The organism is Streptomyces sp. SID14436 (assembly GCF_010548465.1).
Lineage (GTDB): Bacteria > Actinomycetota > Actinomycetes > Streptomycetales > Streptomycetaceae > Streptomyces.
The window spans coordinates 1-1,160 of the sequence record NZ_JAAGMD010000819.1 but is presented as its reverse complement, the minus strand read 5'-3'; the positions used below and the strand labels follow the sequence as shown (position 1 = coordinate 1,160).

1 protein-coding gene and 1 pseudogene are annotated in these 1,160 nt (G+C 77.8%); both read right to left on the bottom strand.

What is annotated here, in order from left to right; all coding sequences use genetic code 11:
* A pseudogene (locus G3I53_RS29965) lies at nucleotides 1–365 on the bottom strand (hypothetical protein); the annotation flags it as partial.
* Between the two features lie 168 nt (nucleotides 366–533).
* The coding region (locus tag G3I53_RS29960) for a helix-turn-helix domain-containing protein (RefSeq protein WP_164438965.1) at nucleotides 534–1,160 on the bottom strand (627 nt) is incomplete at its 5' end.

Sequence of the window (1,160 nt, the reverse complement as noted above, 5' to 3'; positions counted from 1 at the left end):
CGCGGCGGGGTGGTCGGGGCGGGCGGCCGTGCGGTGTCCGGCGCGCCCGGTGTCCGGCGGGCCGTGCCGGATTCGCCCGGTGTGGGCGCGGCCGTGCGTGAACGGCTCGGCGTCGCGCCGGTGGTGGGGGAGCCGTCCTCCGTCGGCTCGGCGGAACCGGACGTCTCCGGGGGTGAGGAGAACGTCGGCAGGGGGTCCAGCGTCGGCAGAGTCAGGTCCGTCGAGGACGACGGACTGGGGCTCGGGGTGTCGCCGTCCTGCGAGACCAACGCCCAGACGCCGACACCGACGCCGCCGAGGGCGACTGCGACGGCGCCGCCCACGATCCACGGGGCACGCCGGGGCGGGCGTCGGTGACGGTTCATGCTCCCTACTGTGCTACGGGACCGGTCGGAGCGCTCCCTCGCCGCCTCCACCGGGTCGACCGGTTGCCGCGCGGACCGGGCACGGTCCCCGGCTCAGCGGGCGGGGCGCCCGGGGGATGTGACGGCCCGTGAGAGCCGGGGAGCGGACCGGGGGCCGGTGCGGCGGGATCACCTGACCGGCGGTGTCCGCCCCTCCCCGGCGTCGTCGTGCGGGGGCATCTGGTCCATCGCCGCGAGTTGCAGCCGCAGAGCCAGCCGGGTGCGGGGGGACGAGACGTCGACCGGGGCCACCTCGTCCAGCTTGCGGAGCCGGTAGCGCAGGGTGTTGGTGTGCACCCGCAGGACCCGTGCGGCGCTCTGCGGGTCGCCGAAGTGGTCCAGCCAGGCCGCCAGGGTCGCGAGGTACGGCGTGCCGTGCTCCTCGTCGTGGCCGCGCAGCACCGCGAGCGGCCCGCCGAGGAGCCCGGAGTCGATCCCGACGGCGGCGCGGGCCCGTTCGACGACGACGGTGTCCCAGGCGTCCTCCATCAGGACGGTCCCCGCGCCGGTGCCCCGGGGGAGGCGGCCGGTGGTGATCAGCCGGTGCAGCTCGACGGCCTCCGCGAGGGACCGCGGCAGCCGGTCGGGTGAGCGGGCCGGGCAGCCGGCGGCGGCGTACAGCCCCGGGTCGTGCGTGCGGACCTCGGCCAGTACGTGCCGCAGCCAGCGGAGGCTGCCCGCCTCGGCGTCGGCCGGGGTGCCGGGCACGGCGCGCCGGGAGCCGCGCGGCCGGTCGGTGACCAGGGCGAACAACCG